This is a genomic window from Sorangium sp. So ce362, from assembly GCF_051519845.1.
Classification (GTDB): domain Bacteria; phylum Myxococcota_A; class Polyangia; order Polyangiales; family Polyangiaceae; genus Sorangium.
This window is the reverse complement of the sequence record NZ_CP150332.1, coordinates 4,440,607-4,467,183: the sequence shown is the minus strand read 5'-3', so window position 1 is coordinate 4,467,183 and position 26,577 is coordinate 4,440,607. Positions and strand designations below refer to the sequence as shown.

21 protein-coding genes are annotated in these 26,577 nt (G+C 70.9%); 8 read left to right on the top strand and 13 right to left on the bottom strand.

Translation table 11 applies throughout. The features are described 5' to 3' along the window. The first annotated feature begins 105 nt into the window (after window positions 1–105). Together WMF17_RS17300 and WMF17_RS17295 are read left to right on the top strand one after the other, a co-directional pair. Window positions 106–1,035 (top strand): SGNH/GDSL hydrolase family protein, encoded by a 930-nt coding sequence (locus tag WMF17_RS17300; RefSeq protein ID WP_437650505.1) that lies wholly within the window; start codon window positions 106–108, stop codon window positions 1,033–1,035. A 766-nt stretch (window positions 1,036–1,801) separates the two neighbouring features. After that, window positions 1,802–2,554 carry a c-type cytochrome gene (locus tag WMF17_RS17295; RefSeq protein WP_437650504.1) on the top strand — a complete coding sequence of 251 codons (753 nt, stop codon included), beginning with the start codon at window positions 1,802–1,804 and terminating at the stop codon, window positions 2,552–2,554. A 490-nt stretch (window positions 2,555–3,044) separates the two neighbouring features. Here WMF17_RS17295 and WMF17_RS17290 read toward each other — a convergent pair whose 3' ends face one another. The 5 genes from WMF17_RS17290 to WMF17_RS17270 form a co-directional block, all read right to left on the bottom strand. Further along, window positions 3,045–4,424, bottom strand: a complete 1,380-nt coding sequence (locus tag WMF17_RS17290; RefSeq protein ID WP_437603179.1) for a cytochrome P450 — start codon at window positions 4,422–4,424, stop codon at window positions 3,045–3,047. Window positions 4,425–4,545: 121 nt separating this feature from the next. Continuing rightward, on the bottom strand, window positions 4,546–5,364 hold the full coding sequence (locus WMF17_RS17285) for a hypothetical protein (protein ID WP_437603178.1): 819 nt from the start codon (window positions 5,362–5,364) through the stop codon (window positions 4,546–4,548). Then, the gene (locus tag WMF17_RS17280) at window positions 5,361–6,503 is read right to left on the bottom strand and encodes an aromatic ring-hydroxylating oxygenase subunit alpha (protein ID WP_437650503.1); all 1,143 of its coding nucleotides are present in this window, start codon (window positions 6,501–6,503) and stop codon (window positions 5,361–5,363) included. Before WMF17_RS17280 ends, WMF17_RS17285 begins: the two co-directional genes overlap by 4 nt. Before the next feature lie 67 nt (window positions 6,504–6,570). Continuing rightward, window positions 6,571–7,350: a hypothetical protein gene (locus tag WMF17_RS17275; protein WP_437603176.1), complete on the bottom strand. Its 780-nt coding sequence runs from the start codon at window positions 7,348–7,350 to the stop codon at window positions 6,571–6,573. A gap of 37 nt (window positions 7,351–7,387) precedes the next feature. Further along, entirely contained in the window at window positions 7,388–8,470 is a 1,083-nt protein-coding gene (locus WMF17_RS17270) for a latent transforming growth factor beta-binding protein (RefSeq protein ID WP_437603175.1), read from the bottom strand. 1,006 nt (window positions 8,471–9,476) lie between these two features. Between WMF17_RS17270 and WMF17_RS17265 the strand changes: the two genes are divergently transcribed. Beyond that, the gene (locus WMF17_RS17265; protein ID WP_437603174.1) at window positions 9,477–10,943 is read left to right on the top strand and encodes a hypothetical protein; all 1,467 of its coding nucleotides are present in this window, start codon (window positions 9,477–9,479) and stop codon (window positions 10,941–10,943) included. 88 nt (window positions 10,944–11,031) lie between these two features. Here the strand turns inward: WMF17_RS17265 and WMF17_RS17260 are convergent, their stop codons facing one another. Together WMF17_RS17260 and WMF17_RS17255 are read right to left on the bottom strand one after the other, a co-directional pair. Then, window positions 11,032–12,426, bottom strand: a complete 1,395-nt coding sequence (locus WMF17_RS17260) for a sialate O-acetylesterase (protein ID WP_437603173.1) — start codon at window positions 12,424–12,426, stop codon at window positions 11,032–11,034. 64 nt (window positions 12,427–12,490) lie between these two features. Next, a complete protein-coding gene (locus tag WMF17_RS17255) occupies window positions 12,491–13,165 on the bottom strand; it encodes a universal stress protein (RefSeq protein ID WP_437603172.1) in 675 nt (224 codons plus the stop codon). A 361-nt stretch (window positions 13,166–13,526) separates the two neighbouring features. Between WMF17_RS17255 and WMF17_RS17250 the strand changes: the two genes are divergently transcribed. Beyond that, the gene (locus WMF17_RS17250) at window positions 13,527–14,318 is read left to right on the top strand and encodes a CBS domain-containing protein (RefSeq protein ID WP_437650502.1); all 792 of its coding nucleotides are present in this window, start codon (window positions 13,527–13,529) and stop codon (window positions 14,316–14,318) included. A 156-nt stretch (window positions 14,319–14,474) separates the two neighbouring features. On the opposite strand, the gene WMF17_RS17245 is transcribed toward WMF17_RS17250, so the two are convergent. The 6 genes from WMF17_RS17245 to WMF17_RS17220 all read right to left on the bottom strand — a co-directional run bounded on the left by WMF17_RS17245 (window position 14,475) and on the right by WMF17_RS17220 (window position 20,250). Continuing rightward, window positions 14,475–15,041, bottom strand: coding sequence for a hypothetical protein (locus WMF17_RS17245; RefSeq protein WP_437650501.1), 567 nt, complete (start codon window positions 15,039–15,041; stop codon window positions 14,475–14,477). A gap of 275 nt (window positions 15,042–15,316) precedes the next feature. Continuing rightward, entirely contained in the window at window positions 15,317–16,687 is a 1,371-nt protein-coding gene (locus tag WMF17_RS17240) for a hypothetical protein (RefSeq protein WP_437650500.1), read from the bottom strand. After that, on the bottom strand, window positions 16,687–18,126 hold the full coding sequence (locus WMF17_RS17235) for a LysM peptidoglycan-binding domain-containing protein (RefSeq protein WP_437650499.1): 1,440 nt from the start codon (window positions 18,124–18,126) through the stop codon (window positions 16,687–16,689). The genes WMF17_RS17240 and WMF17_RS17235 overlap by 1 nt, the downstream gene beginning before the upstream one ends. A gap of 42 nt (window positions 18,127–18,168) precedes the next feature. After that, window positions 18,169–18,714 (bottom strand): hypothetical protein, encoded by a 546-nt coding sequence (locus WMF17_RS17230; protein WP_437650498.1) that lies wholly within the window; start codon window positions 18,712–18,714, stop codon window positions 18,169–18,171. Further along, on the bottom strand, window positions 18,707–19,801 hold the full coding sequence (locus tag WMF17_RS17225) for an AAA family ATPase (RefSeq protein ID WP_437650497.1): 1,095 nt from the start codon (window positions 19,799–19,801) through the stop codon (window positions 18,707–18,709). The genes WMF17_RS17230 and WMF17_RS17225 overlap by 8 nt, the downstream gene beginning before the upstream one ends. After that, the gene (locus WMF17_RS17220) at window positions 19,798–20,250 is read right to left on the bottom strand and encodes a hypothetical protein (RefSeq protein WP_437650496.1); all 453 of its coding nucleotides are present in this window, start codon (window positions 20,248–20,250) and stop codon (window positions 19,798–19,800) included. Before WMF17_RS17220 ends, WMF17_RS17225 begins: the two co-directional genes overlap by 4 nt. A 317-nt stretch (window positions 20,251–20,567) precedes the next feature. Between WMF17_RS17220 and WMF17_RS17215 the strand changes: the two genes are divergently transcribed. From WMF17_RS17215 to WMF17_RS17200, 4 genes are all read left to right on the top strand, one after another. Beyond that, window positions 20,568–20,987, top strand: a complete 420-nt coding sequence (locus tag WMF17_RS17215; RefSeq protein ID WP_437650495.1) for an outer membrane protein assembly factor BamB family protein — start codon at window positions 20,568–20,570, stop codon at window positions 20,985–20,987. 397 nt (window positions 20,988–21,384) lie between these two features. After that, a complete protein-coding gene (locus WMF17_RS17210) occupies window positions 21,385–21,795 on the top strand; it encodes a CBS domain-containing protein (protein ID WP_437650494.1) in 411 nt (136 codons plus the stop codon). Window positions 21,796–21,908: 113 nt separating this feature from the next. After that, window positions 21,909–23,642: an acyl-CoA carboxylase subunit beta gene (locus WMF17_RS17205; RefSeq protein ID WP_437650493.1), complete on the top strand. Its 1,734-nt coding sequence runs from the start codon at window positions 21,909–21,911 to the stop codon at window positions 23,640–23,642. 2 nt (window positions 23,643–23,644) lie between these two features. Then, window positions 23,645–26,557, top strand: coding sequence for a biotin/lipoyl-containing protein (locus WMF17_RS17200; RefSeq protein ID WP_437650492.1), 2,913 nt, complete (start codon window positions 23,645–23,647; stop codon window positions 26,555–26,557). Window positions 26,558–26,577 lie beyond the last annotated feature (20 nt).

Here is a 26,577-nt window from a genome sequence, read left to right as displayed (position 1 = left end):
GTGAACGCGGTCCCTTCGATGCATGGATAAACTGTGGATATCAGGTGGATGAGGGTCTTTCGTACCTTGAAACCTCGGCGCCGAGCGGACACTGGAGAAATTAAAATGCGGTCAATACGTTTCTACTTTGCTAAAAATCTGAGCGTTCTCGGTCTCCTGAGCATCGGCCTTTGGGCCTGTGGTGAGGCGGCTGACGAGGGCACGCCCTCGACCGGCGGAGGCGGCCCTGACGGGACCACCAGCGGCGCGGGGACCACGGCTACGGTCGGCACGGGCGGCACGGGCGGTACGGGCCCTGGCGGCACCGGAGGCTCAGCAACCACGAGCACCTCGGGCAGCGGCGGCGCAGACACCGGGCAGACCAGCAGCACGGCCAGCACAGGCGGAGAGACGGCCAGCACAGGCGGAGAGACGGCCGCCACAGGCGGAGAGACGGGCGAGTGCGTCAAGGGCCAGACCAAGGGGAATCAGGTCGCGGTCATCGGCGAATCGTTCATCGCCGCGACTCACGGCATCACGCAGCAGATCGAAAAGCAGGCCAAGGCCAACGGCTCCCTCGCTGCGAACGATCGCTATATCGACAACTCGGTCAGCGGCACGACGTTGGCCAACGATCAAATTCCCAGCCAGTACCGCAAAGCTGCGGAGAACGGCATGATCAAGTACGTGCTGATGGATGGGGGCGGGAACGACTGCTTGCTGAGAGGGGACGGCGACGGAGCCCTCGCGGCGGCGGAGTCGTTGTTCGAGACCATGGCGGAGGACAACGTCGAAAAGGTGGTCTATTTCTTCTATCCAGACCCCATCGGAAACAATTTCTCATCGCTCAAGTCCTGCCTCGATACGCTCCGACCGAAGATGAAGGCCTTGTGCGACGGGCTCACGTCGCCGAAATGCTACTGGTTGGACCTTCGTCCGACCTGGAACGGACACAACGACTATACGCAAGACGGGATCCACCCCACCTCTGCCGGTAGCATCGCCACCGGAGATGCAGTTTGGGAAGTGATGAAGGAGAGCTGCGTCGCGCAGTGACGAGCGTGGGCGGCGCATGCTGACGGACAGCATCATGGACCAAGAATGCGTCCGAGCTTGCGTGTGCTGATGCCGGCCTCTGCCTTGTTGCCCTGGGCCTGTACTATCTCCTGCGCTGCGCCGAGATCCTCTGGCGCGACCCCGACCTGACAGCGCCCAATCCCCCCCGCACCGCGCGCTCGCCTCAGGGCGCGGCGCGCGCCTGGCTCGCGCCCCCTGCGCGGCCGGTTTTCTTTGGAACCGGCGCGGCCTGTACGATTTGGCGCGGCCTGTACGACTTCGTGAAGGACGGCCGGCCGCTTCACGAAATCCGGCGTGAACACGCCGTCCACGCGGATCGGGGACCGGAAGGCCGGGTCGGCTTCGACCCCGTGGTCATCCATGTCGTTGAACCAGTAGATCCGCGCGCGCGACCGCTCCTCCCCTGCCCTGTCGCAGAAATAGAAGCGCTAGCGTGCGGCGATCGCACTATAATTGCGCGATGGACGCACGCCGGGACCTCGGGACACTCCTTGCGGCGAGGCCAGGAAGTCCAGACGCCACCTGAAAGTCAAGCCGCTTGCAGCAGCCTGTAATCGTGCAGCCTTGTTGCACACACGGGTTGGCGTAACGCCATTCTGCGATCACCTGGTTCCATCAGAGGTGGGACGTCGGTGAGCAGCGGCCTTTCACCTCCGGCACCGGCGTCCCGTACCGTTTCCTGTATCCAACCGAGCTCGACGAACGACGATCTCTGCCGAGCTCATTCACGACACGAGGAGCCCCCATGAGACGCGTGATTGCAGCTGTGTTGATGGTCATCGGGTCCGGCGCCTGCGGCGACGGCGACGGCGGCGGCGCGGGCGGAGAGGTCGACGGCGACGGGGTCCGGGGCGGCGCCCTCTACGACAGCTGGTGGGCGGTGATCGACGCCGAGGCACCCGGCACCGATCACCCGCTGTGGGCGAGCCGACCGGACACCGCAAGCAACACGCGCTCCGGCGCGGACACGTGGCGGTGCAAGGAGTGTCACGGCTGGGACTATGGGGGCAAGGACGGCGCGTACGGCAGCGGCGGTCATCGCACCGGAATCGCCGGCGTGCTCGGCACGCCGAAGACGCAGGCCGAGATCGTCGACTTGCTCGCGGATGCAGGCGGGCACGCCTTCGGGTCGGTGCTCGGCGAGCAGGAGCTCAGAGATCTGGCGGTGTTCGTCAGCGAGTGGACGATCGACACGAGCACGTACATCGGTCCGGACGGTAAGTTCATCAGCGACACCGTGGCGGGCGAGCAGACGTTCCAGTCGAGCTGCGCAGCCTGTCACGGACCGCAGGGGCTCAACACCACGGTCGTCGGCAGCGAGCCGGGGTTCGAGGACTTCCCGGGCCTGATCGCGAACGACAACCCGCACGAGTTCCTGCACAAAGTCCGCTTCGGTCAGCCCGGGACGGCGATGCCGCCGCTGGCCGAAAGCCCGGAGGTGCTGGGCGACCTCGGCGCTTACGCCCAGACGCTGCCCCAGCAGCCGGAGGCGAACTAGACCGCGTAGCCCGCGAGAGCGAGACGCCCGGCCCCCGGCGGGTCTGTGCGTCATCGACGAGATCTACAGGGTCGCTTCGGAGCGGTGGCGCGGCCACGCCGCGCGCCGCATCGAGAGCGCTTGCTCCGGAATCAGCTCGACGCGCCGCCACGCTCGACCGATGTCCGCCATCTAAAACTCGACTCGATATAGAGAATCGGTCCAGTTTTCCAGGTCAACGCGGGCAGGATCCAGAGTTTATCTTCAAAAATCTGGCTAATACTAAGCAAAATCTAGAGAATCGACTCAAATATCCAGGTAAATGCACCCTGGATCCAGAGAAATCGCTCTGGAATCTAGCGAATCGAGCCGCCCCGAGCGTGCCCGCTCGGTGAGCCCACGGCCTGGCTCGGCTCCCGGCTGCCGGCGTACCACCGCCCGTCTCTCGACGCGCCGCTGCGGCGGTCCTCGAGCTGAAGGCGCGTGGCATGGCGTCGCCGGGCGCGGCGCGTCAGCCGTCGAAGCGGACGCGCGTGCCCGCCGCGGGGCGGAGCACCGGGAGGTAGCGCGAGGCAGGGAATCCGTTCTGGAGCCTGGGGCCCGAGGCCGGGAGGGCCCGCCCGAGCGCGACGAGGAACTGGACGATCTCCATCCAGGCGAGGTGATAGCCGAGGCAGAAGTGCGCGCCGCCGCCGAACTGGGCGATCTCGAGCGGCGAGATCGCCTCCTTGCGGCCGAGCCAGCGCTCGGGGCGGTAGCTGTCCGGATCCGGGTAGAGCTCGGGATCGCGCGAGAGCAGGACCAGCGGGATGGCCACGATGGTCCCGGCGGGGACGGTGCGGCCTTCGATCTCGAAGTCGGCGACGGCGCGGCGGGCGTCGTGAGGCGTCGGCGGGTGGAGGCGGAGCGCCTCGCGGAACACGGCCTCGGCGAAGGGGAAGCGGCGGAGATCCGCGGGCGAGCGCGGGAGATCCGGCGCGCTCGACGCCTCCTCGCGGAGCGCGCGCCAGACCGCGGGGCTCTCGGCGAGGTGAGCGACGCACCAGGCCATGGTCGAGGCCGAGGTCTCATGGCCGGCGAGGAGGAGCAGGCGGAGGTTGCCCACCAGATCCTGCTCGGAGAGCGGCTCGCCGTCCTCGTCGCGGGCCTGTAGCAGCGCGGGCAGGAGGCCCTTCTCCTCGCCGCGGGCGCGCACGTCGGCGAGGATCCGGCGAATGCGCGCGTCGAGCCAGGCGCGGGCGCGGAGGCCGCGGCGTCGCGGCGAGCCCGGCACGTCGAAGGGCAGGTTGAGGACCACGAGCATCAGATCCTCGTAGTTGTGGCGCCACTCGGAGAGCTCGTCGTCCTCGACGCCGGCGATCTTGAACATCACCTCCAGGGCCAGCTCGCGGGTCTCGCGCAGCAACTGGACGTCGCGCCGGCCGACCCAGGAGCGGACCTTGCGCTCGACGCTGGCCGCGACGATCGCGCCGACGTCCGCGGCGTCGAGGCCCTTCGGCGAGAAGGGCCCGTTCATCGCGGTGCGGAGGCGGCGGTGCGAGGCGCCGTCGTGGGCCATCAGCGTCTGACCGAAGAGGTGGCCGACGCCGCCCTCGGTCAGATACGAGGAGTCGAGGGCCTTGCTCTTGAAGAGCGAGAAGGACTCGTTCGAGGCGTAGATGAGCTGCCAGGCCTCGAAGCCATGGCTCCAGAAGAAGAGGGAGCCGAAGCGGCGCTGGCCCTCGCGGAGCAGGCCGAGCTCGTCGACGGCCATCGCCGGCATGTGGCCCACGACCGGGAAGCGGCCGGGGAGGATGGGGAATCCATGCCGGGTCTCGATGCGGCGGGCGAGCGGGTTGCGGCCCCGAAGGAGCGGGAGCTCGGTGATCGAGGCGGGGAGGACGGAGCTCATGGCGCGTGGTACCTCGTCTTGTACCATCACGCCGGCCCGGCATGGGCGCCGGAATCGAGGGGGAACGAACCACCCGGCCTGTCCGAGCGCATCTCGCCGCCGACCGAGCGGTTGCCCGCGCCTACCGCCGGTAGAGCCGCTGGAGCCGCTTCACGAAATCCGGCGTGAACACGCCGTCCACCCGGATCGAGTACCGGAAGAACGGGTCCGGCTCGACCCCGTGGTAATCCATGTCGTTGAACCAGTAGATCGGCGCGCGCACGATCGTGCGCTCCTCCCCTGCCCTGTCGCAGAGATAGAACCGCTTGTCGCCGCGCGGATCGAACGAGATGGACTGCGCCGGCCCGAGCGCGCTCCCCGGCTCGGTGTCGCGGTGCGCGGGCGCGTGATCGTTCGCCTCGAGGCCGAAGATCACGCACCGCCCGATCTCGGCGAACGGCAGGCTCCGGATGAAATCGACCGTGCGCGGGAACACCGCCCTCGCCTCCTCCGAGAAGTCCTTGCCGGCGCCGGAGTGCTTGTCCTCCCAGCGGTCGTTCTCGAGCAGGTGATAGCAGACCTTCCAGGGGAAATAGACGCCGTAGCGGTACTTGAGGTACAGCATCTGCGCCCGCGTGAGCGGGTGATCGGTCTCGTCTCCGAACGTGTACTCGTCGCGCCGGTCGAGATCGAACGCGGACGGGTCGTCGGCGAGCGCCACGAAGTCGCGGAGCTCCTCGCGCGAGAAGCCGGCGATGACCTGCCCGTAGTCCACATAAGGGTCCTCGTGCACCCACGGCGCGACCACGCCCATCCACTTCAGGCTCCCGCCGGTGTACGAGGGCTCGACGCGGCAGAGCCCGAGCACGATCTCGCGATCGAGCTCCGGGAAGCAGGACGTGTCGAGCAGCGGCGACAGGTCGATGTACGGGCGACCCCACAGGCCGCAGAGCTTGCTCATGGCGTCCTCGCGCCGAGCGCCGACAGGTACCTCCGCGCGACCATGCGATCGAAGGCGTGTACGCCGTCCTCCACCATGGCGTAGGTCGACGGCGCGTAGCCCGGCGCGCGGAGCCCGCGCTGCTGGCGCTCGCAGATGGCGCGGTCCTCGCGGTTCACGGTGTCCCAGAAGGCGAACACGTCGGCCGGATCGAAGCCGGGGGTGAACGCCGCCGGATGGAAGTAGGTGTCGGCGACCACGAGGGTCCGGTCCGGCGCGCGCGGGGTGAGCCGGTACGTGAGCAGGTAGTCGGGCTGCAGGCTCGTGAGCAGGCCCGGGAAGAGCATGGCGTCGCGCACGCGCCGCCGCTCCGCCTCGGGGACGATGAGCGGCCGCGCCCCGCGCCCCGCGCCGGTCGAGACCGTCTCGGCGCCGGGGGCGAGGTCCATGATCCCGCCGAGCCACGGGCCGCCCCGGCCCCAGGACACGGCGTCGCCGCACGGGGTGAGCCGCTCCAGCGCGGGGTGAACGCGCGGAAAGTGGTGCGACTCCTGGAAGTTCTCCACGCAGAGCTTCCAGTTCGCGGCGACCTCGTACTCCTCCCGCCTGCCCCGCCGGAGCGAGCGCAGCTCGGGGCGCGTGAGCCACGGCGGCGCGTCGCCGAGCGCGCTCTCGAGCGAGGGCGCCCCGGGGTCGAGCGTCACGAAGAGGAAGCCGAAGAGGGCGCCCGCCCGCGCGGGCAGGAGCCCGTGCGCGCCGCGATCGAAGCCGGGGGGCGCGTGGGGCGCCGCGCGCAGGGCGCCGGAGAGCTCGTAGGTCCAGCCGTGGTACGGGCACGCGAGCTGGGAGAGCCGGCCGCACGCGCCGTCGAGCAGCGTCGCCGCCCTGTGGCGGCAGACGTTGTGGAACGCGCGGATCTCCAGATCCGCGCCGCGGAGGACGACGACCCCCGCCGGCGTGAGCGGCGCGAGCAACCACTCTCCGGGGCGGGCGACCTCGTCCTCGCGCCCGACGCAGACCCAGGAGCGCCCGAAGATCTCGGCCTGCTCGAAGGCGAGCACGCCGTCGTCCCAGTAGGCGCGCGCGGGCAGCGGGCGAGCGGCGGGGAGCGGCGCGAGCACCGCGTGGAGATCGGCGGGGGAGAGAGGCAGCTCCGGCAAGCGGGGCGATGCTACCAGAACGGGCAGCCCGTCACGCGCCGCGCGGCGCGCCGCCGGAGAGCGCGGCTCACGGGGTCGTCGGCTGCGCGCTGACGCCGAAGGTCAGATCCGCCTCGTCGACCTCGACGCCGCGGAACCGCTGCACGTCGACGCACGGCGCGTCGACGTGGGGCGGGCACAGGTCGCCGTCGCACGTCTCCTCGGTCGTCCGCGTCACGACGCCGCTGACCGTCGACCCGTCGACCGTCATGGAGATCTGCACCCGGAGGCTGGAGATCATCCTCGTGTCGCCCACGATCTCCCGGAACCGGTCGTCATCCCCGTCGTCGTCGGCGTCGACGAACGGGTCCTCCACCTCGTCGCGATCGTCGTGCTTGTCGCCGTCGGTGTCGACCTCGCCGTCGCTCGTCGCGTCCGAGTCGTCGTCGCCGTCCTTGTCGGCGTCGACGAACGGGTCGATGTCATCGGCGATGCCGTCCTGGTCGGCGTCGGTGACCCTCTTGCGGAAGGGAAACTCGACGTCTTCGGAGCTGCCCTCGAAGAGGTAGGGATCGTCGTCCGTGGAGCCCTTCAGCGCGAGCCCGCCGATGTCGAGCACCGCCTCCTCGTCGCTCGGGAGGTAGAGGAGCAAGGTCTGGCCGTCCCGGAACGTGGTGGCGTCGTACTTGTCCGCGAGGAGCGGCCTGTCGTCGGGGAAGCAGCCAGGCGACTCCTCGGACGCCTCGAGGGCGACGCGGTACACCGCGTAGTCGCCCGCCGAGAGGCCGCCGCAGGAGGCGACGCCGGCCAGAGAAGCCAGGAGGGCGGCGCGGGCCGAAAGCGCAAGGACGTCTCGTCGATCAAGCATGTTCATCTCCTCCGCAGCGCTGAGGGTAAGCCACGGTTCAGCACTCGAATGCGCTGTTCGCGCCGCACGAGTAATAACACTGTTCGCAGTGCAAGCATGTGTCGTAGTTGTAGTAAGAATCCCGCCCGTCCGGGTACGCGCCCAGGCATTCATTGACGCAGGTGTCGTCCGCGCAGGTCACCATGCACTGGGCGAGGTAGAAGCAGTCGTCGTTGATGGTGCACGCCTCGAGCTCGTCGGCGCAGCTCCCCTCGTTCGCGCACGCGATGCACCCGCTCGTGTCGTTGCCACAGACGGCGAGGTCGTCGCAGGCGACGGCGGGGATGGCGCAGTCGACGAGGTCCGTGCCCTCATCGCAGGAGCCGGTGCCCTCGGGCTCGTCGCACACGTCGTTGTTCGTGGTGAGGCACGGCTCGCCTGCTGGGCAGTCGGCGCGGTCGGTGCCCTCGTCGCAGCGCCCGGTGCCCTCGGGCTCGTCGCAGACGCCGTTGTTCGCCTCGGCGCAGGTCATGACCATGCAGTCGATGACGTCCGTGCCCTCGTCGCAGAGCCCGGTGCCCTCGGGCTCGTCGCAGGTCCCGTCCTGCACCGATTTGCACGGCACGAGGCTGCAGTCGTCGACGTCCGTGCCCGCCGGGCACCGGCCGGTGTTCTCGGGCTCATCACAGATGCCGTTGCCGGTGTACGGACAGACAGAGAGGCAGTCGGCGGGGTCGGTCCCGGCCGGACACGTGTCGGTGCCCTGGGGCTCGTCGCAGATGCCGTCGCCCGCGCTGGGACAGTGATCGCGGTTGCTCGGCTTGAGACAGCCGAGGAGGGCCGCCGCGTGGGCGTTGCAGACCTCGGCCAGGTGATGACCATCCACACACCGGCCCTCCAGACGGACACAATCGACGTACGCCGTGTGCTCGTCCTGACAGCGCTTCTTGGCCCGCTCCTCGACGGCCTCCTGCTCGGCCTCGCACAGCCCTTCGCTGTCCCCGGCGCAGTCCTCGCAGGCGCAGCGGGCCTCGCAGACCGTCGCATAGGCTGGCCGCTCGCCGTCGCCGGGATCCGAGATGGCGCAGGCGGCGAAACTGCTGACGAGAGCTGCTGTGATCATCACGTGTCTGACACGCATGGGGGTCTCCTCATCATCTTCTGAAGCAAGGGGTCGTCCCGCCGGGGCGCAGAGCGCCGCCGCGACGCCGGCGAGGGCATACGACACGGCCGGCGCTGGAAGCTCCAGGTACCCTTCACCGGCGCACACCGCGCTCGATCCGCCTCTCACTTCGAATGTGACTGTAAAATTCTGCCAAAGGAAAACGGCTACCTATACCAGCTCGGATGGCGCCCGGTCAATCACCGAGGCGACGCGCGCGCGGCAGCAGCGGAGTGCGCGCCTCCGCGCTGAAGCTCGGGCCGGGGAGAGGCGCAACGGGAGCGCGCAGCCCAGCGACCGCGCGACGACGTGTGGCATGGCAGGCGCGCGGTGCGCTCGAGGCGGGGCGAGGTCGGCTGGAGGAGGGCGCGGTCGGGAGACGGGCGCGGCGGCGGCGGGGATCGAGGCGAGCGGCTCGGAGCGGGAGAACCGCTGAGGAAGCAAGGCGATGCGCGCGGGCGCAGGAGAGTATCAAGGACGTGCGCGAAGGCACAGGAGAAGAGAGGCGCGCAGACCGTGAGGAGGGCTCGCGCGGGTGGTGGGGGTATTTGCCCAGACAGATGTCACATGAAGGCGGGAAGATCATTGATGATTTTCTTCCCGCCTTCCCGCCTTCCGGCCTTGCGGCCTTCATGTTCAAATGACCCCACCACCGTCGCGCGGCGGAGGAAGAAAGTGATCCTGCTGCCGGCAATGCGTGCTCCGTGAGCCGTGGAGCGGACGCGGCAATCGGCGGTGCCGGCGCGGAACCAGGCGCAGCGCCGCGGAGGTGGGGCGGGAATCCCGGGTGCACCAGGCGCGGAAGAGTGGAGACGGAGTGAAAAGAGCCGTTGGCATCCGTGCCGTTTCGACAGAAGATGCGCGTGCGCCCATCGCGCTGCGGCGCCTCGCCTCCGACGGCCGGCACCGCGTCACTGGACCCCTACCGGCTGGAGAGCAGCGGATGAAGATGCGATCTTTTGTGTGTCTCTTTGCACTTGGTTTGATGACCGCAGCGTGCGGCGATGACGGCCCATCGACCCCCGGGAGCGGCGGCAGCGGGGGCGACGGCGGCACCTCGACGACCAGCGGCACCGGCGGCGACGGCGGCGGCACCGGCGGCACCGGCGGCACCGGCGGCACCGGCGGCGACGGCGGCGGCACCGGCGGCACCGGCGGCGGTACCGGCGGTACCGGCGGCGGCACCGGCGGCGGCGACGGCGGCACCGGCGGCGGCGACGGCGGCACCGGCGGCGGCACCGGCGGCGACGGCGGCGGCACCGGCGGCACCGGCGGCGGTACCGGCGGCACCGGCGGCGGCGACGGTGGCACCAGCGCTGGCGAGGGCGGCGGCGACGGTGGCACCGGCGCTGGCGAGGGCGGCGGCGACGGTGGCACCGGCGCTGGCGAGGGCGGCGGCGACGGTGGCACCGGCGCTGGCGAGGGCGGCGGCGCCACGTCGAGCTCGGCGAGCACGGGCACCGGCGGCGAGGGCGGCGGCAGCGTCACCTCGACGAGCTCCGTCACCACAGGCACCGGCGGCGAGGGCGGCGGCAGCGTCACCTCGACGAGCTCCGCCACCACAGGCACCGGCGGCGCCGGCGGCGGCGAGCTCGGCGCCGACGGCGCTCCCTGCTCGGCGAATGCCATGTGCGCGGGCGACCTCTGCTTGCCCGAGACCTACGGCTATCCTGGCGGCGCCTGTTCAGGCGTCTGCGAGACGGACAGCGACTGTCCCGGCGGCGGCGCCTGCCGGTTCAACTCGCAGGGCAGCTTCTGCCTGGCCGCGTGCACAGAGTCGAGCGAGTGCCGCGACAGCTATGGGTGCATCAACGGGTTCTGTCAGCCGGACTGCACGAGCGACGCTCAGTGCCCGGACGTGGGCGTGTGCGACGAGGGATCGGGCTTCTGCGGCGAGCCGGCGAGCCCGGACGCCGCCCCTTGCACGGTCGACAGCGACTGCGCCGGCGGCCGGTGCCTTTCCGAGCTCAACTCCGGCTATCCTGGCGGCTACTGCTTGGGCGACTGCGATCCGGAGATCGGCGAGTGCGCCGGCGGCGGCACCTGCATCCCGGCGGGCGACGGCGGCTTCTGCAACATGCTGTGCGAAATCTCGGAGGACTGCCGCGCGGGCTATGCGTGCTTGGACAACCTCTGCGAGCCGGCCTGCACCAGCGACGATCAGTGCCTGGTGGCAGGCGCCACGTGCAATGACTTGGGTCGCTGCACCGCGCCGGCAGGCGAGGGCGCCGACGGTGACGCTTGCACCGCCGACAGCGACTGCGCCGGCCTCTACTGCCTCACCGAGGACGATGGCTTTCCTGGCGGCTACTGCGTGAGCCCGTGCGACGCGACGACCCCCTGCGCTGGCGGCGGTCTCTGCACCGACCTCGGAGTCTGCTATGCCGAATGCCTGGCGGATGGCGACTGCCGCGACGGCTACGCGTGTATCAACGAGCTCTGCCAACAGTGACCCAGCGACGGTGAGCGTCCCGCAGACGGCCCGTCCGACAGGACGACGGGCCTCTGCGGCCCTTTCCCGGAGGCGATGAGCCTCCGACTCAACCGAGCTCGCGGCCGCCCCGGCGGCGGCGCAGGCCCGCGAGCGCGATCAGCGCGAGCGCTGCCGCCGTCGGCCCGTGATCCGGGCCCCCCGCCGTCCCGCAGCTGCAGCCGCTGCTCCCGCCGGCGCCCCCGGGCGCGGCCCCGCTCGATCCCGCCGCGCTCCCGGCGCTGCCCGTGGCCGCCGTGCTCCCGCTCGATCCGACCGTGGCGCTTCCTCCTCCCGCACCTCCTCCTCCCGCACCTGCGCTTCCGGTGCTCCCGGCGCTGCCCGTGGCCGCCGCGCTCCCGCTCGATCCGGCCGTGGCGCTCCCTCCTCCCGCACCTCCTCCTCCCGCACCTGCGCTTCCGGTGCTCCCGGCGCTGCCCGTGGCCGCCGCGCTCCCGCTCGATCCGGCCGTGGCACCTCCTCCCCCCGCGCCCGCGCTCGCGGCGCTGCTCGCCGACGAGGCGCTCGACGAGCCCGCCTCGGCGGCCAGCGCGAGGTACGCCTCGGCGAAGCGCTGGCCGAGCAGCTGGTACGCGGCGGAGTCGAAATGCCACGCATCGCTGGGCGGCCGCGGGGTGAAATCGTCCGTGTCGACCCACGCGACCCGAGGGTCCTCCTCGGCCACGGTCACCTGCGCCGCGCGCACGGCGTCGATGTTCGCCTCCTTGCCGGCGGCGATGGGCCCGCCGTTCGCGGGGTAGAGGTTGTCGCTGATCCGGCCGAGCACGACGGGGAGCTCGGGGACGCCGAGATCCGCGCGGACCGCCGCGATGAAGGCGCGCAGCGCGTCGCCGTAGCGGAACGCGGCCGACCACCCCGCCTCGTTCTCGCCCTGCATCCAGACGAGCGCGGCGATCTCGACGTCGTGCCCCTCCGACTCGAGCCGCGCCAGCGCGTTGTCGAGCCGCGTCGGCTCGTCGGGGTAGCGGAGGGCGCGATCGCCGGCGTACGTCGCGGAGTCGAGCTTGCCGAGGAGCGCATGGTAGAGCTGGGATTTGTAGAGCACCTCCGGATCCGGCGCGAGCCCGCGCCCCCAGTGGTCGACGAGGTTCGTGCCCCCCTGCGCCATCTTCACGATCGCGATCCGGTGCTCGGGGTATGCCGCCGCCATCGCGCGGCCGAACGTGATCTCGGGCCCGTAGCGTCGCGCCTCGCCCTTCGGCTCGAGCGGCCCCCAGTCGGCGCTCGTCGCCGCGGCGTACGGCCCCCCCGTGCGCGCGTCGGGGTTGTGGTGGTCGTACCAGATGTCGGGCTGGCTCTGGATCTCGGCCGGAAGCGCCGCGCCCACGCCGAATCCGACCATGTTGGACTGGCCCGCGAGGACGAACACCTTCACCGGCTGCGCCATGACCGACGCGGAGAGGGACATCACGCCGGCCGCAAGGGCGATGCAAGACCGCTTCATGACACCATATATCCTCCGCGCACCGCGCAACGTCAACACGCCGGGGGAGGCCGCCGCCTCACGATCACCTCCCTTCCGGCGTCGCCTGATAGACAGCGCTCGACGCCGCGTAGACCCCGTTGGTCGCGTACGAGTAGCGGTGCGGCCGGACATGGTGCTCCGAGTGGCGCGCGCACCAGAGCTCGGCGCCGCCGGTCTCCTCCCGGCGCTCCACGCACTCCGGGCAGGGCGGCTCGATCTCGGGCACCCGGCCGGCGGTCGCGTGATCCTTGGGCCGCACGATCCACACCGGACAGCGCGCGAGCCGGGCGACGCGCTCGGCGACCGAGCCGAGGAGCAGCCGTTCGAGCCCGCGGTGGCCGTGCGAGCCGACGACCACGAGATCGGCGTCGAGGTCGGCGGCGAGCTGAGCGATGTTCCCGGCCGCATCGCCGCGCCGGAAGTGGACGACGACGCGCTTCAACCGCCCGCCGTCGAGCTTGCCGCCCATGGCGCGGACGCGCTCGGCCGCGCGCAGCTGGAGCTGCTGGAGCGCCACCTCGGGCGTGGTGGCCGCCACGGGCACCCTCGAGAGCCCGATGCCGACCCAGCTCTCGGGCTCGACGTGGACCGCATGCACCTCCGCGTTCTCGCGGCAGCCGGCGGACTCGAGCGCCTGGTCGAGCGCACGGTTGCTCAGATCCGAGAAATCGACTCCGACGACGACGACGAACCGACCTGCTGCGCTCACGCTCGACATGACATCCTCCTCACCCTCGTTGCCAACCACCCGGGCGGATGGCTCCGCTCTGCCCGGCACTCCGCCGGGCACACTGCACGGACGGATTCGACGTACTCGATGGACTCGCATGCTCCGTGCCACGCGTTCCGGACGCCGGAAAGCGGGCCCCTGGAGCGCGGTGGGCGCCGGCTCCCTCGCGGGAGGGACGCAGGACGTGCATCCCGTTCGTCGCGGCGCAATTGGCGCGCGGCGGCGCGGATGCGGCCGCGGCATTTCGGGGCCGCCTCGGCGTTCCGGGGGATCTCGGGCGTGGCACGGGCGGTGCTCATCCGAGGAAGCGCCTCGAGCGAAGGTCGCGGAGGCGAGCGGAGAGATGACGATGACGACCCTCGGACCGATCAACGGAGAGCACCCCATCCCGCGCCACGCGCTCCGCAGCGCGCGCATCGTTGGAGACGACGGCGAGGAGTCGGTCGTCGCGACCGTCTACTGTCCGTTGAAGGAGCGCTCGGCCACCGTGCCGGAGTGCGAGTCGTGCACTCGCTTCCGCGCGCTGCACTTCGACGCGCCGTCGCGCAGGACCTCCGTCGTTTGCGATACCCGCCAGTGGGCCTCGGAGGTGAAGAGCGGGGATCCGCTGGGCGGCGTGAGCGACCACGTGAACCCGGCGGCGCCGCTCGCCGCCATCATGACCCGGGACGTCCTCTGCGTCCGGCCGGAGGTCACCGTCGACGAGATCACGGCCCTGCTCGTCCGCCACGGGATCAGCGGGATGCCGGTCGTGGATGCCGACGGCAAGCCGGTCGGCATGGTGTCACGGGCCGACCTCCTCCGGACAGCGCAGGAGCGCGGCGACACCGAGGAGTCGGAGCGGGCGACCTTGCACCTCGACGATGTCGCCCCGCTCGACATCGAGATCGAGCAGGGCTTTCACGTGTACGAGCCCGTCAAGGTCACCGCGCGCGACGTGATGACCCCCGTGGTGGTGCAGCTGCACGAGAGCGCGAGCATCCGTCAGGCGGCGTCGCTGATGGCCTATGAGGGCGTGCACCGGCTGCCGGTCGTCTCGGACGACGGCAGGGTGGTCGGCATCCTGTCGTCGCTCGACGTGCTGCGGTGGTTCGGGCGGAGCTGCGGATACCTGATCCCGCCGGGGCCCACGCGGGTCTGAGCGGAGCGCGAGGGGCTGGAGGGGGCCGTCCGCCGGGCGCGCTGGTGGGCTGGTGAGCTTCGCGCTCGCCGCACGAGATCCACGAGAGCTCGTCCCGGCGAGGGCGCCGGGAAGCCGATCGAGCGAGCCCGGCGCGACCGGCCGACCTCTCCCCCATCAAGGCGCGCGGCGGAGCACGCCGCGCTGCCAGACGTACCGGCCGCGAGAGCTGCAGATGCGCCGGTAGGTGGAACGCGTGCTCTGCCAGGAGGCGCTGCTCCAGCCGGAGGCGACCGGGAGGGGCTTGTTCGTGGCGATCGATGGGTGGTCGCACGCGGGGGTCGTCCCAGCCGGCTCCTCGAATCGGACCGCGTCCCCCTCGACGCGGAGGTCGAGCGCGACGGAGCAGGGGATCGGGGTGTCCGGCGCGCAGTCGTCGAGCATCGCGCTGGTGGGCACGTCGAGCACGGCCCGGAGCGCCCCGCCTCGCGCTGCGTGGAGCACCGTGTGCGTCACGAAGGGCACCGCCGTGGATTCCTGCTCGCGTCCGCGCGAGCACTCCATCAGCTCGACCTCGGGCAGGGTGAGCGCCCCGTGGCATGAGCACATGTTGAGGCGCTGAGGCGGGCTCGTGGCGAGGATCGACCAGCACGAGGCATCGGGGCGCCAGGTGACGCCGCGGGCGGCGAGCCAGGCATCCTGGTCGAACGGCTTGCCAACCGGCGCGCTCGGGTTGGGGTTCATCCCAGGAGCGGGCGAGACCGAACCTGGACCAGCCATCGACGGCGGCGGCGATCCCGAGCCGGGAGTCCCGGTGGTGCCGGGGCGTGCGGCACCGAGATCGCTCAGGTCCCCGCCCGCCGCCGAGTTGCTCCCGGAAGGCGCCACTGGAGCGCTCGCCGCGCTGGCCGACGAGGTAAGCTCCCCCGTCGAAGCCTCGCCCTGGGGCAGGCGCTCTCGATTGCAACCCATCTGACCTGCCGCGAGCACGGCGAAAACGACCGGGACGATGGCGTGCTTCAAAACAGGGATTCTTGCAAGAACTGCTGCAGAAAGGTCAAGGCGAAGGGACCGGGCATGGCCACGTAGCCACCGAAGATCGCGAACTGATGCCAGTAGTCCTTCCTCTCGCGCGAGTGTGGGTAGGCGGCGATCACGTGATCCCAGAGCGGGTTGCTGCCGGCCTCGTAGGCCTTGCTGTCCGGCGGCGTCGCGGTGACCCGCGCCACGGGGCCGCCTGCGAGCTTCTCGATGCTGATCCGGATCCCCTCGTTCGCCGTGAGCTGATAGGCCCCGGTCATCCGCAGCACCGCGTCGCTCCGCGCGTTGAACCACTGGATCGCCGCGGGTGCATTCGAGGACGTGCCCCGCGCGTCGAACGCGTACACCTCCGAGACGCGCTGCCGGTTGCCGGCGAGGGCGGCCCACAGGGACAGGCCGCCGGCGCTGTAACCCGCGACGCCGAGGCGCCCGAGCTGGATCGCTCCACGGTTCCTCGCGAGGCGTTGCTCGGCCCAGAGCAGCCGGAGCGCGCCACCGGCGAGGGCAGGCAGGGAGGCGCCGATCGCGGCGCCGAAGTCGGAGCCGCTCGGCCAGGGGTGAAGGATGACCACGGGCTTCTGGCTCCGGGCGAGCGCATCCTCGAAGCCCGCCCGCAGATGCACAAAAGGATGGTTGCCCTCGGCGGGGTTGGGGCGGAACACGTCGCGCCTCCAGACATCCGCGTGCGGTTCATCCACCGGCTTGAGCAGATAGCGGTTGAGCCCGAACATCTCGTGATGGGCCTCGTCGATGCGGGTATACACGTAGCTCTCGGGCCGGAAGAACACGATGCAGCCGACCCCGGACGCGGGCGGCGCGGCGCACGCGGCGGGGACGGTGGCGAACCAGATGAGCGGCTTTCCGCCGGTGTAACCGAGGGCGACGAGCTCCGGATCGCCCGGCTGGTGCTCGGCGACGTACTCGGACGCGGAGGCGGCGTACGCCATCCAGAACGGCGTGATGTTCACGAACTCCGTCCGGATCTGCACCAGCGCGGCGCCGTTCACGTTGGCCATCACCTTCGTGTCCACGAGCGGGTGGCCCTTGACGTACGCAGGGATGTTCGCCGCCTCCAGCATCGTTCCCCCCGCCACGATCTCATAGGGCTGCTCCACCTGGAGCACGGGATGGCTCATCGCGCCCACGCGCCCGACCGGGCCGAACGAGGCCGTGAACATGGCCTTCAAGACGACCCGCGCCGTCCCGTCGGGGATGTCGAACTCGCGCACGCCCGGGGACATCGACGCGAGCGGCAGCGGCGTCCCGCCGGCCTCGAGGCGCACGTCGGCTCCCGCCTCGGGCAGGAGCGCGTGCCCCGCGTTCGGCCAGGTCACCCTGAGCTTCAGCATCAGACCTGCTCCGTCTCCTGGAACACGGGATCCACCTTCCCCTCGAGGGCCAGCTCGACCATCGTCGATCGGTAGACGAGCTCCTCGACGAACGGGGGCGGCGCATCGAGGCTCGGCGCAGGCAGGTCGAGCGGGATGCTCTCGAGGAAGCGCCATACCGGATCCAGGCGCTTTTGGAACAGCGCCTCGTGGAGCGCGTCGACCGCCGCGCGAAGCCACTCGGGCGGCGCCGGCGCGGCGGGCGCCGGCGCATCCGGCGAGGGCGCAGGGCTGGCCGGCAGCGCGACCCACTCCGGGATCGCCTCGGCCGGCATCACGAGCGTGTCGCCGGGGAAGATCACGTCGGGCGAGCGCCCTCCGTAACGCTCCTGGTTGAGCGCCCAGATCTCCCGCCAGCGGGCGCCGTCTCCGAGGTAGCGGGCCGCGATCCGCACCAGCGTGTCGCCGCTCTGGACGACGAGCACGTTGGGCGCGATCCATAGCCCGGCATCGATCGGAGGCGGGGGGATCGGCGGCGGCGGAGCTGGCGAGGGCTCCGGTACCATTCCCTGGACGACGGCCTGAGCGCCTATCGCACCGGAGTGGAGCGCGAGCATCGCGCGCTCCCCGGCGAGGGTGAGCTGCCATGGCCCCGCCCGATCGACCAGGGACAGCGCGCGCCACGGGGATGCCTGGGCAATATGAACGAGGTCGGTGCGCGTCACGAGCAGGAGCGTCTGGGGCTCGGCATCCGGCAGGCTCACGGCGTCCCCGATCCTGCTCGGGACGCGCACGTGCCACGTGTCCCCCTCGGGCAACGGCGCTGTCCGACGCAGGCCCCGCTCCCGGCCGGCGAGCGCCCTGGCGAGCTCACCGGCGCTGGCGATGGCGGCGCTCCCCCAGCCCGCCGGCACGCCGTCGACGCGCACGCGCCCGCTTCCGTCCGTTCGGCGCACGACCTCCCCTGCAGGCGTGCTCACCCGCAGGCTCACGCCGGCGATCGGTGTCTCCAGCTCGTCCAGCAGGACGACCTCGTAGAACGACAGCTCGGTCCCCGCCCCGGGAGATCGGGCCGGCCATGACCTTGCCGTTGCATCATGCGGCGCGCGGGCTTCCGGGCCTCGGGGCGCGGCGGACGCCGCGGCGTGGATCTCGCGGAGCGCGACGAGCTCTCCGTGCTCCAGCGCCTGACGTACCCGCGCGGTGATCCGATCGCGAATCTCTCGCTGGTCCTGCTGGTCCAGGCTCGACCGGCCGCAGAGGGCGAGCTCGCAGTAGATCTCCTGGAGGACGGGGAGATCTTCGCTCCGGCGCGCATCGATGGCGGACAAGGCAAACAGGGGCGGGACGAGCTCGAGAGGGTCGCTCGATGGATCGTCGGGCGCGTGATGCGCGCGCACGAGATAGATTCGCTGGCCGAAGTCCGAGACCGGCCATCTCCTGAGCCAGGGATGCGTCATATCGGGAGCAACCAGATGACCGGCATGGCCTCTATCGATCTGTCAGGGAATATGTCGAGCCTCTGCGAGCCCGGTCAGGAGAGATGGTGGCGCGCCGGCAGGCTGGCTCTCTGCGCGAGCGTGCGCCGCGAACGCTTCGGCTGCCGGCCAGGCTTCGGACTGGCGATCGAGCTTGGGATAACTCGTCTGCTCGTCCACAGGAGGCCCGTTGAGGAAGAAGTAGATCCACGTCTCGATCTCCCTCTTCGGCACCAGCACGGCGACGGATTCGTCCGGCGTGCGCGGCGCGACCCCCCGCCCCTGCAGCTCCTGCTCGAGGGCCGCTTGGCGCTCCTGGACGGTCAGCCGGTCCGCGTCCACGTGGACGACGAGCACCGCCTTCGTGCGGGATGCGCGGGCGCGGTGCCTGCCCAGCTCGTCGGCGTACCGCTCCCGGACGTGCTGCTCTCCGGAGCCGCGGCCCTCGGCCGGATACGGGATCACGCGAATGCGATGTGCGTCGTAATTCAGCGCGATGAGCATCCGGCGCACGAAGACCCAGGCCTGCAGGTCCTCGCAGAGCACGACGGCCTGCACGCCCTCAGGCATCGTCTTCCCACCCGCGCGCCACGGTCTCGGCGGGATCCAGGCCGGTCGCCGGCTGGAACCGCTCGACGCGCGTAGGACCCGTGCCATCCCGGAAGAACCTCCAGCCGAAGTCCACCGCCAGGAGGTTGAGCACCTCCGGGTGGTGGCTGATCATCCAGATCTGCGGGCCGTTCTTCCCGAGAGCGAGGTCGGTCATCTCGGTGAGCCACGGCTGGATCTCGCGGAGGGACACGTAGTTGTCGGGTTCATCGATCGCGAGCGTCTTGCCAGGTCCCGCCACCGCATGACGCAGGACATAGAGCGCGATCAGCGCCCGCTGCCCGTCGGAGAGCTCGTCGAAGCGGAAGCTGACGCTCGCGGCGTCGTCCCCGAACCGTGCTTGCAGGTGGCCGAGGTGCTCGTGGAGCTCGAGGAAGCCGGGCAGCACCTTGCCGAGCGCCGCGGACGCCTTGAACATCGAGCCGGGCTTCGCGGCGAGGGAGCGCAGGTACCACGCCGCGAAATTCGAGAGATCGGCCGCGAGCCACTCCGCGGCCGCGCGCTCTACCCGTGCGGACATGGCACGTGGATCCGGGCGCAAGAGCCAGATCTGGGCCGCCCACTGCTTGAACCACATCAACCGGCGGCCGTCGTCGCCCGGCTCGACGGCGCCGACGCCGGAGCGCGTCTCCTTGGCCTTGAAACGCGGCCCTGCCCCGCCGTCATCACGGAAGAGCCGGAGCTCACCGCCGACGAACTCGACGAGCAGCTTGTCGTCGTGGTGCAAGCTCTCGGAGGTGACGCGGTTCTTGCCGGGCACGCGCTCGAGGTGCTCGACGACCAGCCGGTAGCGGTAGAGGCCGCCATTGCCGCGCACGTCGAGCTCGAGGGTCTGCTCCCGGCGCTGGTCCCAGCGCGTGCGGCTGGTGTCGTCGAGCGCCTCGACCGACGAGGATTCGCCCAGCAGGAACGCCTGGAGCCCCCGGAGGACGTCGAGGAGGGCCGTCTTCCCGGCGCCGTTCGCCCCGAGCAGGATCGCGAGCGGGCCCGGACGCCACTCGAAGTTCACGAAGGTCCGGATGTTGTCGAGGTAGATTCGCTCGATCACGCTCCCGCGCCCTCCCCTCCACCGGCGCCGCCCGTTGTATACGCCACCATGCGGGGCCGCTTCTTCTTTTCGACGAGGCGCCCGGCCTCGACGAGGGCGTCCACGGTCATCTTGACGTTCGCAGGCGTCGCGCGGATCGCGAACAGCCCCTCGACCATCCTGGCCGGGGGCCGCTCGAACCCCACCCCCCACGGGTCATCGTCGTACCAGCCCGACAGGCTGAACACCGGCCCGGGCGCGAAGGCCGCCGGGTAGAGCATCGCGAGGTTGCGCAGCACGAGATCGCAGCGAACCACCGGCGGCAAGTCGCCCCCGTACGCTCGCCACGCCGCGTCGGCGTCGGTGTCGAGCACCCAGTGCTCGTTCTCCCGGTCGATCAGCCGCGCCGTCGAGAGCGCGGCTCGATAGAAGCAGAGGGCCTGGTCTTGCGTCGGTGCGGTGTCTTTCATCGAAGCCCGGGCGGCGGAGGAGAGCGGAGGAGAGTAGAGCGAACGCGGGCGAAATGTCGATCCTCCGCGCGCGGAGCCGCCCCCGCGCTCTCCGAGGTGCGCCGATGGACGACCGCCGCGCCGGAGGAGCGCAGCGAGGAGCCTCTTCCGTGGAGCTCGCCCCGCCCTCAGCTTTCCGCCGGGAGCCCGTGCGAGCTCACATCGCTCGCATCGTCCGCCGTGCGCACGGCGCGCGACCGCGCGCGTGCTCGCAGCTTGCCGCGCTGCCCCCCTGCTGATAGCTGCTTGCTGGGCGCAATCAGGAAGAGAGGCAACGGATGAGCGAATACCGGACAACCGCGGCGGCGCCGGTGCTGGTGGCGGCGTTCCTGGATCAGATCTTCGGCGTCGACCCGGTCACCGGGCGCGTGCTCTGGGAGCACAAGCAGGGCGGCGCCGGGTATTCGTCCACCGCGCTCCTGATCACGCCTGCGGCGATCTACGCGGCGACCTTCAGCAGCATCGCCTGCCTGCGTTACCCGACGGGCGAGCTGCTCTGGCAGGCGGAGACCGCCACGCACGGCCGCGCCACGCTCCTCCTGGAGGGAGACCGGCTCTTCGTCGCCAAGCAGGGCGAGATCGAGTGTTTCTCGCTCACCGGCCAGAGCCTCTGGCACAACCGGTTCAAGGGCAAAGGGATGGCCGCGGTCGCCCTGGGCGTGCCGGGCAACGTCGCCCAGGCCGACGACAAGGACTGATGCGCACCGAGGCGCCCGGCGAGGCGGCGCTCCCCGGATCGGGGTCCCCGCTGTGGTGGAACCACCAGTTCTCGAAAGCGCGCGAAGAGGTGGAATCCATTCCGGCCGATGCGGCCCGGCGAACGGCTTGCGCCCGCGCGCAGCCGCTGCAGGCACGCGCTCGGGAGACGGCGGGGGCTCGCACGTCCAGCGCAGTGCAGGCCGTGCACCGGCTCGGGCAACGCGTCGGAGCAACGCGCTCAGCCGCGTTGACGACGGTGCCGTGAGCGCCGAGCTCCACCCAGTGGTCCGCATCTTGCAAAACCGTCAAGCACCGAATCACTCAATTACGTGATTCACGTGATTCACGAGTCACGGTCACGGACCATCACGCAAGCCCAGCCCCGGCGGAGGCCCCATGAGCTCTTCCACGCTTCGCATCCAGGATTGCATGACCAGGAGCCCGCACTCGATCGGCGCCGATCAGAAGGTCGGGCTCGCCCGCACGCTCATGCGCGGGCACCGCATCCGGCACCTGCCGGTGCTGCGCGGCGGCCGGCTGGTCGGCATGCTCTCGGAGCGGGACATCTACTGGATCGAGACGCTCAAGGACCAGCAGGGCGATGATCTCCTCGTCAGCGAGGCGATGTCGCCGTGCCCCTACGCCGTCTCGCCGGACGCGCGGCTCTCCGAGGTGGTCCGCGAGATGGCCGAGCGCAAGTACGGCTCGGCGGTGGTGCTGGACGGCCCACAGGTCGTCGGCGTCTTCACGACGACCGACGCCCTGGCCGTCCTGGCCGCCTTGCTCGCCGAGAGAGAGACCGGCTGATCGCGGCCCTGTGCCGCGCCCAACACGCGCCCCACGCGGACGCCGGCCCGCGCCTCGCCGGGCGCGCGAGGTGCGCCCGGAGATCGCGCCATGGTACAGTGCATGTCCTGTCCATGAGTCCCCTTGATCGCAACGAACTAGCCACAAAGCCCGCCGCCGTCGTGCCCTCGCTCGACGATCCGCTCGACGAGCGCTCCGGCGAAGCGACCGCGCCCGCCTCGGCGTACGACGCCGCGCTGCGGGAGGCCGAGGAGCTCCGCCGGCGCCCCTACGTGTCCGCGGGCCCGGAGAACATCATCCGGCAGCACAGCAAAGGCCGGATGACGATCTGGGAGCGCATCCGCGTGCTGACCCCCGAGCCGCCGCGCGTCATCTTCGAGAACTGGGGGCCCAACCTGGACGGCGCCTCGCTGGTCACGGCGATCCTGCGCATCGGCACCCGCGACATCGCGCTCTACGGCCACGATTTCACGGTCCGCGCCGGGTCGATGGACGCGACGAACGGCCGCAAGCTCGCCCGGCTGTTCCAGCTCGCGGGAGAGCGGGGGATCCCGCTCGTCGGCCTCAACGACAGCGCCGGCGCCTACGTCCCCGCGGGCGTCGGCGGGCTCGACGGCTACGCCGAGGCGTTCGCGGCGCTGCGCAAGATCAGCGGCGTGGTGCCGAGCATCATGTGCATGTTCGGGTTCAACGCGGGCGGCGGCTCCTACCTGCCGCGGCAGGGCAGCTTCGTCATCCAGCCGGGCGGGACGTTCTTCGGCCTGACCGGGGCGGCGGTCGTCAAATCGGTCCTCGGCGAGGTGGTCTCGCCCGATGACCTCGGCGGCCCGCGGGTCCACGGCGCCTCGGGCGTGGCCGATCTCACGGTGCCCGACGAGGTCGGCGCGCTGCGCACCACGGTCCGCCTGCTCGGCTACCTGCCGAGCAACAACCGCGAGAGCCCGCCCTTCCAGCGGACGAGCGACCCGCTCGACCGGGAGACGACCGAGATCGATACGCTGCTCCGCAGGACGATCTCGTCGCCGACAGGCTACAATACGCCGCTCGATATCAGCATCCTCATCCAGCGCATCTGCGATCACGGCGACTATTTCGAGGTGCAGCCGCAGCGCGCGCGCAACACGATCACGGCGTTCGGGCGGATCGGCGGGCGCGTCGTCGGCTTCGTGGCGAACAACAGCGCGGTCGCGTCGGGGCAGATCGACGTGGCGGCCGCCTACAAGAACGCGCGCTTCATCCGCTTCTGCAACCTCTACAACATCCCGCTCCTCTTCATGGAAGACACCACCGGGTTCCTGCCGGGCAGGGAGCAGGAGGCGATGGGCATCGTGCAGGCCGGCCGGGCGATGCTCGACGCGATCATCGACGTGCGCACCCCGCGCATCCTGCTGCTCGTGCGCAACGCGTTCGGCGGCGCCTATGCCTCGTTCAACAACTACGCGACCGGCGCGGATGTCGTCCTCGCGCTCCCCACGACGCGCGTCGCGGTGATGGGGCCGGCCGGCAAGGAGTTCGTCTACAAGGACGAGCTCCGCAAGGTGCGCGCGCAGGCGAGCGCCAGGGAGAAGGCCGGCGTCAAGGAGCGGCTCGGCCGCGGCATGGACGAGGCGCGGGCGAAGGCCGAGGCCCGCGAGGAGGCCGCGGCGTGGCTCAAGGCGAGAGAGGCCGAGTTCAGCGCGCGGTACGAGCGGGAGCTCATGAACCCGCGCGAGGGGCTCAGCCTGGGCTCCATCTCGCGGCTCGTGATGCCGCGCGAGCTCCGCTCGGCGATCGGAGAGAACCTGGAGTTCCTGCTCCGCCATTACCAGCCAGGGCCGTTCGCCGGCGTTCAGCGGGAGTTTCATTGACCATGGATGGTTTCGTGAGCAAGCGCGGTTACGACCGCAATCCGATGGTGGTGCGCGACCGCAGGCTCGGGCGATCGGGCTCGGCGTGGGTGCGCTCGTTCGCCGCCGAGGACGTGCGGCCGCTGATCGTCGGCCGGGGTCCGATCCGGAAAGAGGCGATGGATGTCTTCGCCCAGATGGGGATCGAGCGTTACGGCATCCTCCTGTCGGAGAAGGACTCGATCGTCTACACGCACGCGCTGGCGCCCGAGCTGCGCTGCATCCACCCCGCGCGCGTGCACCGGGTGAAGGACTACACAGGCGCGACGAAGGACGAGCGCGTCAAGCTGATGCACGAGATCGTCGCGATCGCCCGGGAGTGCGGCTACACGCACGTGTTCGCGGGCTACGGCTTCATGGCCGAGGACGAGGAGTTCGTGCGCACCCTCGAGGGGGCGGGGCTCGTGTTCATCGGCCCTCGCTCGTCGGTCCAGCGCGCCGCCGGGCTCAAGGACGAGGCGAAGCGCACGGCGCTCGCGACAGCGGTCAGCGTGACGCCGGGCATCGACGACGCGACCCGGCGGATCGTGCTCCGCAAGTGGCCGGATCACGCGGCGCTGCGCGCGGCCGCGGCCGAGCGCGGGCTGGGCGGGCCGTCGCTCGCGGCGCGGCTCGCCGGGGAGGTCCCGCTCGCCGAGGCGGCGGACGCGCTGCTCGCGGCGGCGTACGCGCGGCGCGTGGATCTCTACACGACCGACGAGCTCTGCGCGGAGCTCGAGCGGGGCGCGACCGAGCTCCTCGCCCGCCACCCGGGGCGGCGGATCCGGCTCAAGGCCATCGGCGGCGGCGGCGGCAAGGGGCAGCGGCTGCTCGCCGGCATCGCGCCCGGCGCGGCGGAGCCCGGGGCCGCGGCGCGCGCGCGGGCGGCCGAGGTCCCCGCGCTGGCGCGGGAGGTCCTCGCCGAGGTGAAGGCCGCGGGCGTCGGCGACAACAAGAACATCCTGCTCGAGCTCAACATCGAGGAGACGCGGCACAACGAGATCCAGCTGATCGGCAACGGCGCGTGGTGCGTCGCGCTGGGCGGGCGCGACTGCTCGCTGCAGATGCACGAGCAGAAGCTGCTCGAGGTGGCGATCACGCAGGAGGGGCTCCGCGAGGCGATCGAGCGGGCGCGCGCGGCGGGCGACCCGCGCGGCGCGGCGTCGCTCGAGCGCGAGCTCACCTCGCTCGCCCGGATGGAGGCCGAGGCAGAGCGGTTCGGGCGGGCGGTGGGGCTGAACTCGGCCTCGACATTCGAGTGCATCGTCGAGGGCGATCATCACTATTTCATGGAGGTCAACACCCGGATCCAGGTCGAGCACCGGGTGTCGGAGCTCTGTTATGCTCTCCGCTTCGAGAGCCCGGACGATCCGGCCGACGCGTTCGAGGTGACCTCGCTCATCGAGTGCATGGTCCTCCTCGCGCGCCACGGGGAGCGGCTGCCCCGGCCGATCCGCGCGCGGCGGGAGGGGTCCGCGGTGGAGGCGCGCCTCAACGCCACGAACGGCGCGCTGGAGCCGCACGCGGGCGGCGTCATCGTCTCCTGGAGCGACCCGCACTCGCACGAGATCCGCGACGATCAGGGCATCTGCGCGAAGAACCCCGACACGGGGGTGTTCATGCATTACCGGCTCGCCGGCGCGTATGACAGCAACATCGCGCTCCTCGTGACCTACGGCGGCTCCCGCGAGGAGGCCTATCTGCGGCTCTGCGAGATCCTGCGCACGACCACCCTGCGCGGCAGCGATCTGCACACGAACCTCCTGTTTCATTACGGGCTCGTGCACTGGTTCCTCGCGCGGAGCGTGTGGGCGAAGCCGACGACGCGCTTCGTGGTCCCGTACCTCACGCAGGTCGGCCTGCTCTCGGTGGAGCTCGGGGGCCTCGATTTCGACGCGATGTGGGCCGAGCTCGGCGCCCGTCACGCGCGCCGGCTGGCGGCGCAGTCCGGGGCCCACGATGGCGCGGACGTGGCGCTCAGGAAGGTCTTTGCGCTCAAGGACACGCTTGTGCGCCGCCCCGTGGAGCGGATCTGCGCCGAGCCGCACCTCCTGTCGGCGTGGCTCAGCCGGAACATGGGGGCGTTCGAGGTCCGGTCGGGGCGGGTGCGCTGGCTCAAGAACCCGGTCGAGGTGCTCGCGGACACGTACTGGCTGCTCAACATGGCGCCGCAGCCGCACGCCCCCGCGGCCCACGCGATCTGGGATCACGACCAGGAGCTCCTCTCGCGCGCGCTCGGCTTTTATCGCCGCCTCGGCGAGCGGATGCGCCAGGCGGGCAGCGCGCCGTCGTGGCCCGTGCTGCGAGAGGTCCTGTCCCAGGACACCGCGCCTCCCGGCCATGACGGCGAGCTCTGGCGGAGGGTCCGCGGCTCCCACCTCGGCTTCCAGGCGGGGCTGGAGCTCCTCGACGCGCTGGTCCTCGCGGGAGAAGCCACGCGCTTCTTCGAGCTCCACGTGCGGGAGGACGGGACGGTCGCCCTCCCCGAGCGCCTGCTCGACAGCGAGCTCTCGGCCCGGATGCGCAAGGTCCTCGCGCCGCCGCCCGCGAGGCGGGCCAACGAGATCGTCGCGGTCACCGGCGGCATGTTCTACGCGCAGGAGGCGCCGGATCGGCCCGCCTTCGTGACGAAGGGGAGCCATTTCGACGCCGGCGACCCGCTCTACGTCCTCGAGGTCATGAAGATGTTCAACAAGGTGCTCGCGCCGTTCTCCGGCACGATCGAGGAGGTGCTCATCGACGGTGGCGAGGGGGCGATCGTGCAGAAGGGACAGCCGCTCTTCCGCGTGAGGCCGGATGAAGCGCACGTGGAGGAGGACTCGGGGGATCGCAAGCGCCGCCGGCGCGAGCAGACGATGCGGTATGTGGACGCCGTCTTCGACCCGGAGGGCCCCTGAGGGAGGGACCGCGACGTTCC

What these genes read in the sequence shown, in the direction of transcription:
- WMF17_RS17275 (WP_437603176.1), bottom strand. Translation starts at nt 7,350, where the DNA reads ATGCTTGATCGACGAGACGTCCTTGCGCTTTCGGCCCGCGCCGCCCTC.
- WMF17_RS17260 (WP_437603173.1), bottom strand. Translation starts at nt 12,426, where the DNA reads ATGAAGCGGTCTTGCATCGCCCTTGCGGCCGGCGTGATGTCCCTCTCC.
- WMF17_RS17245 (WP_437650501.1), bottom strand. Translation starts at nt 15,041, where the DNA reads ATGAACCCCAACCCGAGCGCGCCGGTTGGCAAGCCGTTCGACCAGGAT.
- WMF17_RS17215 (WP_437650495.1), top strand. Translation starts at nt 20,568, where the DNA reads ATGAGCGAATACCGGACAACCGCGGCGGCGCCGGTGCTGGTGGCGGCG.
- WMF17_RS17255 (WP_437603172.1), bottom strand. Translation starts at nt 13,165, where the DNA reads ATGTCGAGCGTGAGCGCAGCAGGTCGGTTCGTCGTCGTCGTCGGAGTC.
- WMF17_RS17300 (WP_437650505.1), top strand. Translation starts at nt 106, where the DNA reads ATGCGGTCAATACGTTTCTACTTTGCTAAAAATCTGAGCGTTCTCGGT.
- WMF17_RS17295 (WP_437650504.1), top strand. Translation starts at nt 1,802, where the DNA reads ATGAGACGCGTGATTGCAGCTGTGTTGATGGTCATCGGGTCCGGCGCC.
- WMF17_RS17270 (WP_437603175.1), bottom strand. Translation starts at nt 8,470, where the DNA reads ATGCGTGTCAGACACGTGATGATCACAGCAGCTCTCGTCAGCAGTTTC.
- WMF17_RS17220 (WP_437650496.1), bottom strand. Translation starts at nt 20,250, where the DNA reads ATGAAAGACACCGCACCGACGCAAGACCAGGCCCTCTGCTTCTATCGA.
- WMF17_RS17200 (WP_437650492.1), top strand. Translation starts at nt 23,645, where the DNA reads ATGGATGGTTTCGTGAGCAAGCGCGGTTACGACCGCAATCCGATGGTG.
- WMF17_RS17205 (WP_437650493.1), top strand. Translation starts at nt 21,909, where the DNA reads ATGAGTCCCCTTGATCGCAACGAACTAGCCACAAAGCCCGCCGCCGTC.
- WMF17_RS17265 (WP_437603174.1), top strand. Translation starts at nt 9,477, where the DNA reads ATGACCGCAGCGTGCGGCGATGACGGCCCATCGACCCCCGGGAGCGGC.
- WMF17_RS17230 (WP_437650498.1), bottom strand. Translation starts at nt 18,714, where the DNA reads ATGCCTGAGGGCGTGCAGGCCGTCGTGCTCTGCGAGGACCTGCAGGCC.
- WMF17_RS17290 (WP_437603179.1), bottom strand. Translation starts at nt 4,424, where the DNA reads ATGAGCTCCGTCCTCCCCGCCTCGATCACCGAGCTCCCGCTCCTTCGG.
- WMF17_RS17210 (WP_437650494.1), top strand. Translation starts at nt 21,385, where the DNA reads ATGAGCTCTTCCACGCTTCGCATCCAGGATTGCATGACCAGGAGCCCG.
- WMF17_RS17235 (WP_437650499.1), bottom strand. Translation starts at nt 18,126, where the DNA reads ATGACGCATCCCTGGCTCAGGAGATGGCCGGTCTCGGACTTCGGCCAG.
- WMF17_RS17240 (WP_437650500.1), bottom strand. Translation starts at nt 16,687, where the DNA reads ATGCTGAAGCTCAGGGTGACCTGGCCGAACGCGGGGCACGCGCTCCTG.
- WMF17_RS17285 (WP_437603178.1), bottom strand. Translation starts at nt 5,364, where the DNA reads ATGAGCAAGCTCTGCGGCCTGTGGGGTCGCCCGTACATCGACCTGTCG.
- WMF17_RS17250 (WP_437650502.1), top strand. Translation starts at nt 13,527, where the DNA reads ATGACGACCCTCGGACCGATCAACGGAGAGCACCCCATCCCGCGCCAC.